This window comes from Fodinisporobacter ferrooxydans (genome assembly GCF_022818495.1).
GTDB lineage: Bacteria > Bacillota > Bacilli > Tumebacillales > MYW30-H2 > Fodinisporobacter > Fodinisporobacter ferrooxydans.
This window is the reverse complement of the sequence record NZ_CP089291.1, coordinates 1785001-1799683: the sequence shown is the minus strand read 5'-3', so window position 1 is coordinate 1799683 and position 14683 is coordinate 1785001. Positions and strand designations below refer to the sequence as shown.

Genomic DNA, 14683 nt, shown 5'->3' with positions numbered 1-14683 from the left:
AGTTATTCGCTTTTTCCAACTGTACATTTCGAACATTTGCAAATTTTGAGAGGAGACGAATCGATGGCAGTATCCAGCATTCTGTGGAAATTGTGTAGGTTTTTAGGCACATCCGCTATACTTGCGGGTGGAATATCATTCGGATCTGTTTCTGATGTACATGCGACAACTCTGACTGCAACAACAAGCCCGGCCGTTTTTCAGTTCAATAACAGCTATATTTATCCGGATCATGAGTACGCTCCTATCAACTATAACGGCCATGTCTATGTATCCGTACGCTTTGTAGCAGAGAATATGGGCGTTGACACAACGTGGAACTCCGATACACATACGGTTGCATTCACCACCGGAACCGGTCAAACCGGTGCACCAACTCCCTATATTCAGATCTCAGCATCCAAAATAAAAGTTGATCCGCAACAGATAAACTTTGTATTTAACGGGCAACCGGTTACCCTTGATTCCTCTTATGTTGCCATTAACTATAATGGACATATCTATGTCCCTGCCCGATTCGTTGCTGAACATTTGGGAGCGGTTGTAGGTTGGGACGGAACGACAAACACTGTTACTATCAATTGGATCAACGGCCCATACCATGGGCTGCTGCCATGGTTTGCGCAAGCTTATCCAAATGAAGCCATCGGCGCTGCAGACATCGTACAGTTTGAAAACGGGAAATCCTATCTTGTGGTACAAACGAAACCCGACTGGATGAAAAACAAACCAGGAACGATTTATTTCATTTCGCCTAATCATACGATCGTGAAGTTTTCTTCCAATATCGATTTCCCCACGTCTGCATCAGCCATTCCATTGTCAAGTGGAACCTTGATTGAAATTGGCGGTATTGTTGGTGCTCACTCTGAATACAACTATCTATTTGATTTGCAAAACAGCCAACCGGAAGTCTTTACTAAATTTTTTGCAGATAACGGTCTGCTCACTTGGATCCAGGATGGAAAATTAGACGTATTTATCAGCAACCGCACATACGCTTGGGATTTGGTTGCAGCAGATGGGCAAAAAGATGACAGTTCCAAAAACGTGGTTGAAGAATATAATCCGAACACGAAAGAATTTAACACAATTGATTCGTATACATCCAGTGTCTTTACTCCGACCGATATGAACAGCAATCCGCGCGTTGATGCGGTAGAATCGATTTATTATCTGCGCAGCATTTCCGTGAATCCAAATGTGGCAAGCGGCCTAACCTATATTCCTTTTACTTGGTCAACATCAGCAATCACCGATTACAACAATCTAAAACAATCTTTATCATTTTTACAATCGGATGACACCCAGGTAGTAACACTGAAAACGATCAACGAATCTGGCACAAAAGCAAATTACCTCTATCAAGCAAACGGGCATTCCCTGCTTATTTCTCTCCAGAAAGACACCACTTGGCATGTGAAAGATTTTGCTGTTGACCCATCCGCTCAAGCATTGCAGCGATGATCCGGCAGCATGGTGCATCGTAAAATAGAATTTTGCGGTAATTTTAAAACAGGCGCATAAAAATAAGTTGCCCTTCCTTGCGGAAGGGCGTTCTCATCTATATTTACTTGTACTACCGATTAACGACCAGAAAGCTGTTGTTCAGCAAAGGCAACCAGACGCTTTGTGATTTCTCCACCAACAGAGCCGTTTTGACGGGAAGTTGTGTCAGCACCCAATTGAACACCGAATTCTGACGCAATCTCGTACTTCATTTGATCCAGAGCTTTAGCTGCATTTCCTACAACCAAGTTGTTGTTGTTTGCCATTTACTATCACTCCTTTAAGATTTGTGTGTACCACAATCACTGTGGTAGTACTAATATGGGTAGTTTTCTAAAAAACATTCCGCATATTTTTTGCCAATTCATCCATCCTTAAGAAATGACTCAAACAAACTTGCTTATAGAGGATGTTCAAAAAGTAGTCAAAACTCCACGGCGGATTGCTTTGCCGAATCCCAAAAAGGCTTACTCATGTACCAAACACGTACACTCCGTCGCCTTTTCGTGTTTCGGCTTCGCACTCCTTGTGTCTTACTTAACCACTTTTTGAACACGCACTTATACTTATATTTTGGGGCCAAGTCTTTCGCTCTTTCGCTTATTTGTGCCGCGTTTGCTGCCACTGTCGATACGCAGCATCACTCATTCTTACCCAATGAACTTCACTTTGCAACTGTCCCCAGCCAATATTTGAAAAAGCCGGCTGGAAGATTAAATCAGGATACTGAACATAATCCGCCATATGAATTCCGGATTGCGGCCAAGCCGTAATCACACTCGGTACGACTGAAGACGAATTCGAATCTGCCGTCAAAAAAAGGACACCACCATTTGGCAGTTGTACTCCATATAGCAGATGTTCGGTTCCTAATGTCTCGATCGATTGCCGGACTGGATCATTGGGAACAATTGCAACTGCCTGTTGCGGAATCGTATCCGTAACAATTCCTTCATATGGCAATATATGAATCGATCCAGACTGAACCAATGACCGCCATTCGTCTGCCGTCAATTGCATAGGCAATTTTTCAGAATCATTCACATAGACTCCGATGCGATTCGAAGCAATTCTTGTACAATATATCGTATGTGCTGACGGCAGTTTGTACAGGGATACCATACCATTTTGCCCAAGAACTTTCACCAGAAAGTCTTGCTTGACCAAATATTGTATTTGTTTTAGAATCGACTGATTGGCATTTGGCCGGGCATTCGAATTTGTATCAGCCACAAGGCCGGTCGAACGAATGCCGGATGGATGTGGCTGAACGGATTGCGGGCTATCCAATTTTTGAGCTTTGCTTTGTGCTTGTAAATTCGCTGGCTTTTCTTTTGCCGTAGCTGCATTGTCAGGAACCGATACTTGTGTGCCAGTCGCATTTATATTCCCTTGAAGTTGGGTCCTTTTGCTAGAAGCAGGTTGTTTTTCCAACGGTTGTTCAGGGATTTGCTGCATACTGGGCGTTCTGCTTCGACTCATTCCTATACTTAAATTAAGATTTGGTTTCGTTTCATCCGCAACAGCAAGTTTTTGCGAATTTCCAGTTGATGGATTCTGTGCTTCCTTCCCCATGTGTTTTGAATCGGTTGCAGACACAGAGCTTTGCGCAGTATCGGATTTGCGGCGATCCGTTGACCGACTCGAAGTTGCATTTGGAGAATTTGACGACGATTGCGAATGTTGTATAAGATGTTGAACCACTTCACGGAATTGAGGAGTGACAAAAAGCAGTGCAATCCCTGCACATGCGAGAAGACTCACTTTGGCGATATTGGACATTCTCCGATTTTGCTTCACAGTACCATTTCGTTCTTGCAATTCAATTGCCTGAAATAGCGAATCTTTCATCTGATCAGTGACTGTCCAATTTTTAAAGACGGATTCATTTGCTGCTTCTTTCACAATCGCCAAAGCCTGATCGATATTATCTGGATGCTTTTGCTTCAAATTGTACCCCTCCTTCCTCAAGTGTCTTCTTTAATTTTTCTCTGGCGCGGTGCATCCGACTGCGAACCGTTCCTTCGGATATTTTCAGAATCGAAGCGATTTCCTTTGTGTCAAAGTCTTTATAGTAATACAATACAATCACTTCACGTAAGGGGACTGGCAAATTCAAAATAGCTTCCAAAACTTGTTCGCGATCAAACCCATGCAAATCCGAATCATCTGCATAATGATTGTCAATTGTAGAATAAACCGTATCATCACCATAGTACAGCAAATTGCGAAAGGACCAGGAGCGGACTCGATCTCTGCATACATTTGCAGTGATTTTGCAGATCCAAGTCTTAAGACTGCTGTCGCCGCGAAAATTCTCCAAATGATTATATACTTTTATAAATACTTCCTGGAATGCATCTTCAGCAAGTCCTTTATCATGCAAATAAAAGAATGCCAATTGCAAAACCGTATCACCATACTCCATGACCAGGTCATTCAGAATGTTTTTTTTGTCTTTACCTTTAAACATGTCGATCACGACAGAAACCATTCCCCTTTCTGCCTTCTCCTATTTAGACGAAGTTACCATGGACTTTGTTCCCTGGCACACCACTCTACTATACCATCCTTTTTCTTACAGGTATATAATGGAATTTAAAATCAGGATCGATTCGTATGCAAATACTCCCTATTTAAAAACGTCTCCTCCGCGTACATATTCGATATCGGAAATCCCTTGTCTGGCATTTGCCAAACGAGCAATCATAAATAAATAATCGGATAAGCGATTCAAGTATTTGCGAACTTCCAAATTTATGCTTTCTTGTTCGGCCAAAGTAACGACTCTGCGTTCCGCTCTGCGTGCAACGACACGCGCCACATGCAAAACGGCGGCAGCTTTGGAGCCACCCGGCAAGACAAAACGCCGAATCGGCGGGATTTCCTTCTCGTATGTATCCATTGCCACTTCCAAACGATCAATCATGCTGCCGGCAATTTTGTATGCAGGGTTTTTCGTCACATTGGCCAAATCCGCTCCTGCATCAAACAATTCAAGCTGAATTTCCGTCAACTCACGTATTACATCGTGGAAAACATTTGGATCAAGCTCACTGATCGCCTGGCCAATGACCGCATTCAATTCATCGACGGTCCCATATGCCTCAACCCGAATGGCATCTTTTCGAATTCGGCCGCCCACGACTCCAGTCATTCCTTGATCCCCTGTGCGAGTGTACAGTTTCATTTCCTACTCCCCCTTATGGTAATGACATTCAATTTTCTGATATGCAACAACTAACAAGCACCAACAAATAAGTAATAACCAATCAGTAACAACCAACAAACTAGCGACAAATAATCAAACGCGTATCCGCAATTTCATCTGTCCAATCTCTACTTCTATCATACATGTTCTCAACAAAAGGAGCATCCATAATCCATTAACAATTCCGCTCCATTTTTCCATTATTATGACAGTTCTTTAGAATTGCAAAAATAAAAACAGGGAAAATCCCTATTGCTTAGGATTCTCCCTGTTTGCAAAACGTTTAAAACGATTCGTAATCGTCAATCAAGATTACGATCTTACATCATGCCCATACCGTCCATACCGCCAGGCATGCCTGCAGGTGCTTTATCTTTTTCCGGTTTGTCAGCGACAACCGCTTCTGTTGTGAGGAACATCGCTGCAACGCTTGCTGCGTTTTGAAGTGCAGAACGTGTAACCTTAGCCGGGTCAACGATACCGGCTTTGATCATGTCCACCCATTCACCCGTTGCTGCATTGAAGCCAATACCAACAGCTTCTTTCTTTAAACGCTCAACGATGACGGATCCTTCAAGACCTGCATTGTCGGCGATTTGACGAATCGGCGCTTCCAAAGCACGACGGACAAGATTTACACCTGTCAATTCGTCATCGGAAACATTTACATTGTCAAGAGCACGGATGGCATTTACAAGTGCTGTGCCGCCACCTGCTACGATACCTTCTTCAACTGCCGCACGCGTTGCATTCAGAGCGTCTTCGATGCGGAGTTTCTTTTCTTTCAATTCGGTTTCAGTAGCTGCGCCAACTTTAATGACCGCTACGCCGCCGGCGAGTTTTGCAAGGCGCTCTTGCAATTTTTCACGATCAAAGTCAGAAGTTGTTTCTTCCAATTGAACTTTGATTTGATTTACACGAGCATTGATATCGTCGGTGTTGCCAGACCCATCCACAACGATCGTATTTTCTTTGCTTACACGAATTTGACGTGCACGGCCTAATTGATCGATCGTAGTACTCTTCAGTTCGAGACCAATTTCTTCGCTGATGACTTGACCGCCTGTAAGAATTGCAATGTCTTGCAACATTGCTTTACGACGATCGCCAAATCCAGGAGCTTTTACTGCCACTGCTGTAAATGTTCCACGGAGTTTGTTTACTACGAGTGTAGCAAGCGCTTCGCCTTCTACATCTTCAGCGATGATCAAAAGCGGACGACCGGATTGAACCACACGCTCGAGAACAGGAAGTATCTCCTGGATGTTGCCGATTTTCTTGTCAGTGATCAAGACATATGGCTCATCGAGAACAGCTTCCATTTTATCAGCGTCAGTTACCATGTATGGAGAAATATAGCCACGGTCGAATTGCATACCTTCAACAACTTCGAGTTCTGTTGTGAAGCCTTTGGACTCTTCAACAGTGATAACGCCATCTTTCCCCACTTTTTCCATTGCATCTGCAATTAAAGAACCGATTTCTTCGTCGCCAGCAGAGATTGCAGCAACTTGTGCAATATTTTCGCGGCCTTCTACTTGCTTGGAAATAGCTTTGATTTCTGCAACAGCAGCTATAACTGCTTTTTCGATTCCTTTGCGAAGCACCATTGGGTTCGCGCCAGCCGTAACGTTTTTCAAGCCTTCGCGAATCAATGCTTGTGCAAGCACAGTTGCAGTAGTTGTACCGTCACCGGCTACATCGTTTGTTTTGGTTGCAACTTCTTTTACGAGTTGCGCACCCATGTTTTCAAAAGCATCTTCCAATTCGATTTCTTTCGCAATGGTTACACCGTCATTTGTAATCAGCGGAGAGCCAAATTTCTTCTCCAAGACAACGTTGCGTCCACGAGGTCCGAGAGTCACTTTTACTGCATCTGCAAGAGCATCTACTCCGCGCAACATTGCACGACGCGCATCTTCACGAAACTTAATTTCTTTCGCCACGTGAATAACCTCCCCAAAATATGTAATGTATAAAAGGTCTTACTTAACAGAAAAATTATCTTTCAACAACTGCTAAAATATCACTTTCACGCAAGATCAAGTATTCGGTGTTGTCATACTTTACTTCTGTTCCCGCATATTTGGAATAGATCACGCGGTCACCCACGCGCACATCCAATTCTACGCGCTTGCCATCTTCATAACGGCCAGGACCAACAGCGATTACTTCACCTTCCTGCGGTTTTTCTTTCGCAGTATCCGGCAATACGATACCACTTGCTGTTTTTTCTTCTTTTTCAACTGATTTGATGACAACACGGTCACCCAATGGTTTGATCATGCAAAACCCTCCCTTATTTTTTTGGTTTTGGATGATGAATCTTTTATGTTGTTAGCACTCACTTCACTCGAGTGCTAATTCCAATAATTATATTAGTCATTTCTTTTTATCTTTGCAATGGGGTAAACAAAATTTTTTTAAAAAAAATAAATTTTTTTCTGTCATTCAGAATTTGTTGGGATTCTTTCCGTATTAAAATGAGTGAAAATGCTCATAAATGCTGAGGATTCCTGTCGTCACACAAATTACCAAACCCAGAATGCCAAATATTTCGATACGATTTTTGAAATGTCGCATACTTGATCACCTTCCTATTTTTCCGATTGCATCTCTTTAAAGTGTGTGTTCAGAAAGTGGTTAAGTAAGACACAAGGAGTGCGAAGCCGAAGCGCGAAAAGGCGACGGAGTGTACGTGTTTGGTACATGAGTAAGCCTTTTTGGGATTCGGCAAAGCAATCCGCCGTGGAGTTTTGACTACTTTTTGAACATCCTCTTTAAATTAAGATGACAGACAATGTCGGAGTCCAATTGTTCCTGAAAAGCTTCCGTCTGCAACCGTCTTGCGTTTTTATACAAGAAATGTACTCTGTGTACAAAAAATACACCCTAAATTGTATATACGTTTAACTTGATGCATGGTTTCATCCGGAACTGATTAAACTAACTTACAGTTTTAACAAAATAGATTCCCGTTAAACATCCGCTGCAGAGATATACATCCATTTGTAGAAGTCGAGCACATATGCAAAGGGATCGGGAATTTTTTGAAAACTTCGAAAACATTGTTTGGAAGGAACGAAATCATGTATGCCAACCATTTCAAAATTGCAAACGATCTTGATACAAGCAGAACAATTACATGCAGAGCTTCATAAAGCTTCGTTAGATACAATAGATCCGGCTGCCAAAAACATGTATACACAAATGACGCAAACGGTATCAGATATTTCCAAAGGCTTGTCGCAACGATTAGAGCAATTGATACAGCGACAGGCTACGATCGCTCAGTACTACCAAAAAAAATAACAGGGCAGGCAATCCGGCCATTCCTGCTCTGTTACTGCTCCCATCTCGCCATTTAGTTTGTCCTACGCTTCTTCACTCGAATAATGTTCTTCATACGATTGTTGCATCAACAATTGTTTACGATAAACGATTCTTGATATCCAAATACTGATTTCATACAACAAAATCATAGGCGCAGCTACACTGAGATGCGATACCAATTCCGGAGGACTTAGCATGGATGCCACAATCACCAAGATAAAATATGCATATTTTCGCATTTTAGCCAAACGTATCGGATTAACAATACCGATTTTCGTTAAAAACATAACAACGATCGGCATTTCAAATAGAAATCCAAAAGGCAGCGTAATATCAATTAAAAAGCCAAAATAGTTGCCCGCCGTCAACATGACGCTAAAATTCTCTCTCGAAATCTGCAGCAAAACACGCAATAACATATGGAACACAACAAAGTATCCGAAAACAATTCCTGCGACAAACATCAAAAATACTGCCGGTATATAACGAAACGTTATTTTCTTTTCCTTTTCCGTCAACGCCGGAGAAACAAACCTCCAAACATGGTACAGCGCATATGGAAGCGTCAGACCAAGCGCAAATACGCCTGCCAGTGTAAAGTAGACGCGAATCGATTCAGCAGGCCCCAACACAGTCAATTGTGCACCTAATAACGGTTGAATCAGAAATCCATAAATTTTCCCGATGAAAAGAAAACTGACAATGAGTGCCAGAACAAAAAAAACAAGTGTAAGAATTAAACGTTTCCTCAGATCCTCCAGGTGTTGGACAAGACCCATTTCTGAATCAGACATCCAATTACCCTCTTTTTTCTTCGTTTTTTTCTGTAATTTCAGACGTTAAGTCTTTGGTTGCATCTTTAAATTCTTTTAAAGAGCGTCCGAAAGCCCGTCCGATCTCCGGCAGCTTGCTAGGTCCAAAGATAATCAATGCGAGCACCAGAATTAATATGAGACCTGGCAGTCCAATGTTTGAAAGCACGAGGATCTCCTCCTATCCACCCAAATAATTTTCCATAACAGTCATTTGTTCCAATCACACATATCCCGAACATTCCGGACGAAAAAATCTGCGGGAACCTATCCTGATGTTTTTCCCATGGAATCAAAAGTGGATTGATTTTATGATACAACGCTGTGGATAGTGGGGCAATATGCCGATCTCCGTTTCAACCCTTACATCCATTCGTTGTTAGATAAAGTTCACATTCCTTCAATTTTGCATTTTCCGCAACTGATTTCTCCCGCTCTGGATCCCTATGTATTTCAGAGACTAGTAGATCGATTCAAAAATAAGCTTTAAATTGAACATGCTACTTTGCGGCAGATTCCATGCCATATTTCCAACGAAACGGAATCGGATTGGCATTGATTTCTTTCAAGTAGAGTTCAATCCGTTCTTTTAATTCTTCCTTGGACGCAACCCGAATTCCGCGAAGGAAAGAGCGCGACATTTTGGAAAAGAAAGTTTCAATCACGTTGAGCCAAGAACCATGCTTGGGAGTGAACACGAACTCGAAGCGATTGGGAACCGTATCTAAGTACGCTCTTGTCTCCTTGGATGTATGGGCGGAATGATTATCTAAAACAACTTGAATTCGTAAGTCTGGTTCATAATGGGTATCAAGCATTTTTAGAAAGTCAACAAATTCCCGACTGCGATGGCGATCCACAACCGATCCGAGTACTTCGCCGCTAACAAGATCGATAGCCGCCATGAGCGTCACTGTACCATGGCGCACATACTCATAATCTCGGGAAATCGTCGGATGCTCACCGGGAACCGGCGGCAAGTCAAGCGAAGTTGTCCCGATGGCTTGGATCCCAGGTTTTTCATCGTATGAGACAACAACATCACAGGACATTTGAAAGTTGTCATTTTCGATCTTCCATTCGACCTGTTGATAGACATGCAGCACCTGCGCACGTTTGGTATCGAAATCAGGATCTCTGCGCTCTACGTAATACGACACTTTATGCGGTTTCAGGTCATGAGACGAAAGGATGCGCGAAACGGTTCCTTTCGCCATTCGCGCTGCGCTGGGATGACCTTCTGCCATTGCATGTTGGCGAACGTGTTGGGCAAGCAGGCTCATGGTCCACAATTCATATGAGTACCCCAGTTCCTTAGGTTTTTGACAAGCGAGAGACACAATCCACGCTCGGGCTTCCGGTGTTAATTCCACTGGACGACCGGAACGTTTAAAATCTTCCAATGCTTGTCTCACACCGAATTGGAGTGCTTTCTTAATGCATTTATCTGTGTTAGGTACGCTAATTCCCATCCGTTTGGCAATCTGAGGCGAACTCATCCCATCGGCATAGTGAAGAAGAATCGTTGCACGCTCCACACGGCGCACCTGTTCGGTTCGAGAATTACAGATTTTTTGAAGGTATTGTTTATCTTCTTCAGTTAACAAGAGTGCTGCTTTTTTGGAACGTGCCATGGGTATCTCTCCGATCATCTTTCGATGATCTTATTATACCAAAATATAAAAATATTAAGTGGATTTTTGAATCGATATACTAGAGATATCCGCCATGACCTAACTCTGCCAAATCATTGGCTTGAATCGAGCATCCTGCCAGTACCCGCGGCAATAGAAAATCAAAGGATGTTTGCGCATCAAACATGACCGCACCGGGCAACCCAAAGACGGGAATATCATGATGATATGCCAACATCAACATCGTACCCGGCAGCATGGGAATCCCATAGCCGATCACCTGTGTCGCAAACGTTCGAATCGCGCTTGGAGTTCTGTCATCCGGGTCTACTGACATTCCACCAGTACAGATTAACAACTCACACCCTTCGTCTCGCAGCGTTTCTAACGCTTCCACGATTCGCGCCTGTTCATCACCTACAATGATTTGCCGATGAACGAATGCGCCATATGATTCGACCTTTCGCTTAATCACTGGACCAAAACGGTCTTCGATTCTCCCTTTTGCTATTTCGCTCCCTGTAGTGACAATTCCTACACGCAACGAACGAAATGGCTGAACTTCCAGAAAAACATCCGACGTATTCCGGTTAACAATCGTATCCATTTGGAATAATTTTGACTCCTTTACGATTAGCGGTATCACCCGAAAGGCAGCAACCGAATCGTTTTCTTTTACAACAGTAAAAGTCTTCTTCGTCACAACGGCTAACTCACCGATACAATTCAATTGATACAGACGATCCGGATTTACACGAAATAAACCGTGAATGTTTGATTTTACAACTACCTTCCCCTCATGCGGTTCTGAAACATTCACATTTGCCATCGGAGTCATTTCCGCCATTCGTTGCGCACCATCATTTTCGTGAACATAGCCAGGCGGTATTTCCATAACAAAAATATGCTCTTTTCCTATATTGAGAAGTTGGGGAATATCCTCTTCACGGATTCGATGGCCTTTTTTGAATAGACGCCCTTTAAATTCACCTGGGACAATTTTGGTCAAGTCATGCCCCAGTATCATTCCAATCGCATCTGTAACATGAACTTCTTTCATTCCGTAAAACTCCTCCATATGAAAGATAAAGTGAAACTTGAATCAGGTGGAGTTTTTACTCCATCTGATTCTTAGATGAACTTATCCAGGAGCTTGAGCTGCACTTATCTCCCGCTTGCAAAAGCGGGAGTATTTAGTTGCGGTTAGCTATCGGACAAATTTTACCATATTCCCGAATATCAAATGATTTTCTGTTAAATTTATCATATCATGGTATAAGCAAGGTATCACTGTCATACTTTTGAAAATTATTACGTAAACAAATAACTTTTGAAAAAATCTTCCTTCTGCTATAATGTATTCTGAAATAGCTTTCTATACGATCTCCATAAGAAAGGAGTTCGGTTCCCATACCAATGAAATTACACCGTTTGCTGCAAAATCCAACTCGCCTGATTATTGCTGCCCATTTGGCAACTGCTTGTTTCATTCCGGTAATTTCTTTTTTATCCAATACAACCATTCATTCTATAGATTTTTTCGTGTTTGCTGTTTTTTTTCTGTCGTCGTCTACACTTCTCTTCGGGGCGTTACGATACGAGCAGCACATATCACTGATTTGGAAAGCAATTCTACCCGTTGATTTCTTTTCAATTTTCGCTCTTGTGTATACTCATCATCATTTGCAATCCGATTTTTATTATTTTTTTATATGGTGTATTGCAGAAGCAGCTTTTATTTTCAGTTGGCGGTCCGGAATGGCAATTTCCTTTTTTTCTGCGATCGCTTATGCTTCCGCATTGCTATTTTTTTCTCGTATATCTTTACTTAATTTAATCGTTCTTCGTACCATCTTTTTTTTCATTTCAGCTTTACCTGTTGTTTATGCAAGTTACATGATCGAAGTATGGAAAACATCGAATGATAGCAAAGAAGAATTGTTGGTCGAAAAGGAACGGTTATTACAGGAAAAAGAAAAACTTGTGAAAGATTTAGAGCTAATTACACAACAAATGACCGATTACACGTTTGATATCCAAAATCTCGCGGTAATGGACCGGTTGACACAATTGTACAACCAGACATATTATCACAATCGTCTTATGGTAGAAATCGAAAAATCCAGACAAAGCAAAGCACCATTGAGTATTGCTCTTTTTGATATTGATAATTTTAAACGCTTCAATGATACGTTTGGCCACGCCTGTGGAGATGAAGTTTTAAAAATTGTAAGCTCTGCAATCTTGTCAAAGTTTCATAAACGTTATGGATTCGCAGCAAGAATCGGCGGAGAAGAATTGGTTATCGTTATGCCGGAGACCAATACAGATGATGCATATGCTCTAGCCAAAGATATTTGCGATCATATTTCAACATTAACCTATACATTTCATGGTACAACGAATCTAAATATGAAAATTACTGTCAGCGGAGGTATTTCAACATTTCCAACAATGGCAGATGATGCTACTTCATTGACGAAATGTGCAGATTTCGCTATGTACGAAGCAAAAGCTTGCGGAAAAAATCAAATTATTCGATATGATCGAATAAATCAATCTGCTATTCTTATGAGCTTGGCAACTGAAAAAGTCGACATGAAGTCCACGCCTCATCACATCCAAAGTTAATTTTGGATGTTTTCTTTTTTAAGGTTGTCTTTAGGCACAAATCTAAGCAAACTCCCATACCATGACACAGAAAGAATTCTTGGTATAGATCCGTTTGCTTAGGAGGATGAAACAAAATGGCAAGAAATAAGAGAAAAAATATTGATGAGTTGCCTCAATACTCTTTTCATGATATTCGACTGGGAGATACGGGCAAAGCTGTCGCATTTACACAATGGGTATTAAAACAGTTAGGCTGGTATAACGGCAATATCGATGGTATATTTGGCCAAAAAACATTAATGGCCGTCCGCAAATTTCAAACTGCCCATAATCTTACAGTCAGCGGTGTAGTTGATCGTCCCATGCGCTATGCTCTTTACGGTGAAGCAGTCGATAAAGGGATTCTAAAAGCAATGCCGACACCCTATTACGTTAATAATTGGAAAATAAAAGATCAAGCAACTGAAACATCCCATGAAACAACTCCAGGTACAAGCACACCGATTCTTGAATATTCAACAGATGAAACATCACCTCAAACAGGTACTGTTGTTGCACCGACTACACCTGAACAAACAGAATATTTACCCGAGGAATATCAGACTCCTCCACAGCCGACAATAACTCAACAACCAATAACACCTCAATACACAGTACCATCCCAGCCATTTATGGCTCCGCAACATCCGAACATTTCGCCATACGGCAATCTGTGGCCACCGATGAACACGGACAACAGCCAATCGTTTGAATTACCCTATGGCATGACGAATTATTGGAACCAGGTTTTTGAACAGCAGCAGAGAGATTATATGCAATATTATTCTATGTATCGCTGGAATGGTTTTGATCCGTATCCCTATTGGATACCTTGGTATTCATGATGTTTAACTGAATTCTATACAAGTGCGCGTTCAAAAAGTGGTTAAGTAAGACACAAGGAGTGCGAAGCCGGAGCACGAAAAGGCGACGGAGTGTACGTGTTTGGTACATGAGTAAGCCTTTTTGGGATTCGGCAAAGCAATCCGCCGTGGAGTTTTGACTACTTTTTGAACATCCTCTATAACAAGCCTGAAGAAACAAGAAATATGGGATTCATTTGTCCCCATTAACAAACGAATCCCATATTCTTTCTATTCATAGAGTGAATGCAATTCATCCACTGCAACTTGAAGCTGATGTTTCGCCTGTTCAATTTGATCAAACGCTGCAGAAATCAAAGTCTCGATTTCATCGATTTTTCGACGAAGTGTATTCTCTTCTGTCAAACCATTATGTTTTTGAATCATTTGCAGCAATTGAATGACTGTTTCTAAAGAAGGTTGCCCAATTTCTTTATATAGTTCGTTAATATCTGACACTGTTTGAAATGATTCCACTACCTCCTGATCGATATCTTCCGATACTTGCTGTACGTCTACTTCCGCTTTTTCATCCGTTATTGTAAATACCGCATCAGTTACGAATTGCATCGACACATTTTGACTGGTGTTTTTCTTGTTTTTCCCACTCTCTTTTGCCCGCTCAATAGCTTCACTTGCTTGCTTGCGTATTGTCGTATTAAAACGAAA

15 protein-coding genes (1 of these 15 cut by a window edge) are annotated in these 14683 nt (G+C 41.8%); 4 read left to right on the top strand and 11 right to left on the bottom strand.

Features of this window, described 5'->3' with window-relative positions:
* Positions 1-63: 63 nt before the first annotated feature.
* Entirely contained in the window at positions 64-1467 is a 1404-nt protein-coding gene (locus tag LSG31_RS08670; RefSeq protein WP_347438906.1) for a copper amine oxidase N-terminal domain-containing protein, read from the top strand.
* 119 nt (positions 1468-1586) lie between these two features.
* Here the strand turns inward: LSG31_RS08670 and LSG31_RS08665 are convergent, their stop codons facing one another.
* The 6 genes from LSG31_RS08665 to groES all read right to left on the bottom strand — a co-directional run bounded on the left by LSG31_RS08665 (position 1587) and on the right by groES (position 7006).
* Positions 1587-1775 carry an alpha/beta-type small acid-soluble spore protein gene (locus LSG31_RS08665; RefSeq protein WP_347438905.1) on the bottom strand — a complete coding sequence of 63 codons (189 nt, stop codon included), beginning with the start codon at positions 1773-1775 and terminating at the stop codon, positions 1587-1589.
* A 334-nt stretch (positions 1776-2109) separates the two neighbouring features.
* The gene (locus LSG31_RS08660; protein ID WP_347438904.1) at positions 2110-3459 is read right to left on the bottom strand and encodes a hypothetical protein; all 1350 of its coding nucleotides are present in this window, start codon (positions 3457-3459) and stop codon (positions 2110-2112) included.
* Positions 3437-4003 carry a sigma-70 family RNA polymerase sigma factor gene (locus LSG31_RS08655; protein WP_347438903.1) on the bottom strand — a complete coding sequence of 189 codons (567 nt, stop codon included), beginning with the start codon at positions 4001-4003 and terminating at the stop codon, positions 3437-3439. The genes LSG31_RS08660 and LSG31_RS08655 overlap by 23 nt, the downstream gene beginning before the upstream one ends.
* 138 nt (positions 4004-4141) lie before the next feature.
* Positions 4142-4699 carry a cob(I)yrinic acid a,c-diamide adenosyltransferase gene (locus LSG31_RS08650; RefSeq protein WP_347438902.1) on the bottom strand — a complete coding sequence of 186 codons (558 nt, stop codon included), beginning with the start codon at positions 4697-4699 and terminating at the stop codon, positions 4142-4144.
* Positions 4700-5040: 341 nt separating this feature from the next.
* The gene (groL, locus tag LSG31_RS08645) at positions 5041-6666 is read right to left on the bottom strand and encodes a chaperonin GroEL (RefSeq protein WP_347438901.1); all 1626 of its coding nucleotides are present in this window, start codon (positions 6664-6666) and stop codon (positions 5041-5043) included.
* A 55-nt stretch (positions 6667-6721) separates the two neighbouring features.
* Entirely contained in the window at positions 6722-7006 is a 285-nt protein-coding gene (gene groES / locus LSG31_RS08640; RefSeq protein ID WP_347438900.1) for a co-chaperone GroES, read from the bottom strand.
* An 807-nt stretch (positions 7007-7813) separates the two neighbouring features.
* On the opposite strand from groES, the gene LSG31_RS08635 reads away from it, so the two are divergent.
* The gene (locus tag LSG31_RS08635; RefSeq protein WP_347438899.1) at positions 7814-8032 is read left to right on the top strand and encodes a DUF1657 domain-containing protein; all 219 of its coding nucleotides are present in this window, start codon (positions 7814-7816) and stop codon (positions 8030-8032) included.
* A 62-nt stretch (positions 8033-8094) separates the two neighbouring features.
* Here LSG31_RS08635 and tatC read toward each other — a convergent pair whose 3' ends face one another.
* The 4 genes from tatC to LSG31_RS08615 form a co-directional block, all read right to left on the bottom strand.
* Entirely contained in the window at positions 8095-8847 is a 753-nt protein-coding gene (gene tatC, locus LSG31_RS08630; protein ID WP_347438898.1) for a twin-arginine translocase subunit TatC, read from the bottom strand.
* 4 nt (positions 8848-8851) lie between these two features.
* Complete coding sequence (tatA, locus tag LSG31_RS08625) at positions 8852-9034, bottom strand: twin-arginine translocase TatA/TatE family subunit (protein ID WP_347438897.1); 183 nt, start codon at positions 9032-9034, stop codon at positions 8852-8854.
* A gap of 331 nt (positions 9035-9365) precedes the next feature.
* Positions 9366-10499, bottom strand: coding sequence for an IS630 family transposase (locus LSG31_RS08620; RefSeq protein WP_347438896.1), 1134 nt, complete (start codon positions 10497-10499; stop codon positions 9366-9368).
* A 79-nt stretch (positions 10500-10578) separates the two neighbouring features.
* On the bottom strand, positions 10579-11559 hold the full coding sequence (locus LSG31_RS08615; RefSeq protein WP_347438895.1) for a molybdopterin-binding protein: 981 nt from the start codon (positions 11557-11559) through the stop codon (positions 10579-10581).
* Between the two features lie 698 nt (positions 11560-12257).
* On the opposite strand from LSG31_RS08615, the gene LSG31_RS08610 reads away from it, so the two are divergent.
* Complete coding sequence (locus tag LSG31_RS08610; RefSeq protein ID WP_347438894.1) at positions 12258-13130, top strand: GGDEF domain-containing protein; 873 nt, start codon at positions 12258-12260, stop codon at positions 13128-13130.
* Positions 13131-13246: 116 nt separating this feature from the next.
* The gene (locus LSG31_RS08605; protein ID WP_347438893.1) at positions 13247-13996 is read left to right on the top strand and encodes a peptidoglycan-binding domain-containing protein; all 750 of its coding nucleotides are present in this window, start codon (positions 13247-13249) and stop codon (positions 13994-13996) included.
* A gap of 249 nt (positions 13997-14245) precedes the next feature.
* Here LSG31_RS08605 and LSG31_RS08600 read toward each other — a convergent pair whose 3' ends face one another.
* A protein-coding gene (locus LSG31_RS08600; protein ID WP_347438892.1) for a hypothetical protein crosses the window boundary here: on the bottom strand, positions 14246-14683 show its 3' portion. The gene runs 171 nt beyond the window's last position; the window shows 438 of its 609 coding nt (coding positions 172-609); its start codon lies beyond the right edge, outside the window; its stop codon occupies positions 14246-14248.

Bases quoted from the DNA above. Each gene is read 5' to 3' on its own strand.
- tatC (WP_347438898.1), bottom strand. From the start codon at position 8,847: ATGTCTGATTCAGAAATGGGTCTTGTCCAACACCTGGAGGATCTGAGG.
- LSG31_RS08615 (WP_347438895.1), bottom strand. From the start codon at position 11,559: ATGAAAGAAGTTCATGTTACAGATGCGATTGGAATGATACTGGGGCAT.
- LSG31_RS08635 (WP_347438899.1), top strand. From the start codon at position 7,814: ATGCCAACCATTTCAAAATTGCAAACGATCTTGATACAAGCAGAACAA.
- LSG31_RS08670 (WP_347438906.1), top strand. From the start codon at position 64: ATGGCAGTATCCAGCATTCTGTGGAAATTGTGTAGGTTTTTAGGCACA.
- LSG31_RS08620 (WP_347438896.1), bottom strand. From the start codon at position 10,499: ATGGCACGTTCCAAAAAAGCAGCACTCTTGTTAACTGAAGAAGATAAA.
- groES (WP_347438900.1), bottom strand. From the start codon at position 7,006: ATGATCAAACCATTGGGTGACCGTGTTGTCATCAAATCAGTTGAAAAA.
- LSG31_RS08665 (WP_347438905.1), bottom strand. From the start codon at position 1,775: ATGGCAAACAACAACAACTTGGTTGTAGGAAATGCAGCTAAAGCTCTG.
- LSG31_RS08650 (WP_347438902.1), bottom strand. From the start codon at position 4,699: ATGAAACTGTACACTCGCACAGGGGATCAAGGAATGACTGGAGTCGTG.
- LSG31_RS08610 (WP_347438894.1), top strand. From the start codon at position 12,258: ATGGCAATTTCCTTTTTTTCTGCGATCGCTTATGCTTCCGCATTGCTA.
- LSG31_RS08655 (WP_347438903.1), bottom strand. From the start codon at position 4,003: ATGGTTTCTGTCGTGATCGACATGTTTAAAGGTAAAGACAAAAAAAAC.
- LSG31_RS08605 (WP_347438893.1), top strand. From the start codon at position 13,247: ATGGCAAGAAATAAGAGAAAAAATATTGATGAGTTGCCTCAATACTCT.